Annotated in this window: 1 pseudogene; it reads left to right on the top strand. The window is 71.6% G+C overall.

Annotation, left to right across the window (positions count from 1 at the left end):
* Positions 1-659 (top strand): annotated as a pseudogene (locus tag BSZ35_RS00325) (ammonium transporter); the annotation flags it as partial.

The raw sequence follows: 659 nt of genomic DNA, 5'->3' as shown, positions 1-659 counted from the left end.
CAGGCGGTCTTTGCGGCCACGGCGGCCACCATCGTGTCCGGGGCCGTCGCCGAGCGGATCCAGTTTAGCGGCTACCTGATCTTTTCGGTCCTCATCACGGGGCTGATCTACCCGGTGTTCGGGGCCTGGGCCTGGGGCGGGCTCTTCAACGGCAGCGGCTGGCTGGAGGGGCTCGGCTTCATCGACTTTGCCGGCTCGACGGTCGTGCACTCGGTTGGGGGCTGGGCGGCCCTCGCCGGCACGCTGGTCGTGGGGCCCCGCGTGGGCAAGTACGCGGCGGACGGCACCCCGCGGGCCATTCCTGGGCACAGCCTTCCCCTCGCGGCCCTGGGCGTGTTCATCCTGTGGCTCGGCTGGTTCGGCTTCAACGCCGGCTCGACGACCGCCGGCTCGACCGCCATCGCCCTCATCGCGATGAACACCTTCCTCGCCGCCGGGGCGGGCGCGGCCACGGCCATGGCCGTCACCTGGATCGACACCGGCACGCCCGACGCCACCATGACGCTGAACGGCGTGCTCGGCGGCCTGGTCGGCATCACGGCCGGCTGCGCCACCCTCACCGGGCCGTTTGCCATCCTCACCGGCGCGGTCGCGGGGCTGCTGGTCGTCTACGCCACGCGCTTCATTGAAACGTACGTCGACGACCCGGTGGGCGCCAT

Origin of the sequence: Salinibacter sp. 10B (assembly GCF_002954405.1) — a bacterium.
GTDB lineage: Bacteria > Bacteroidota > Rhodothermia > Rhodothermales > Salinibacteraceae > Salinibacter.
This window is presented reverse-complemented; position numbering and strand designations above follow the sequence as displayed.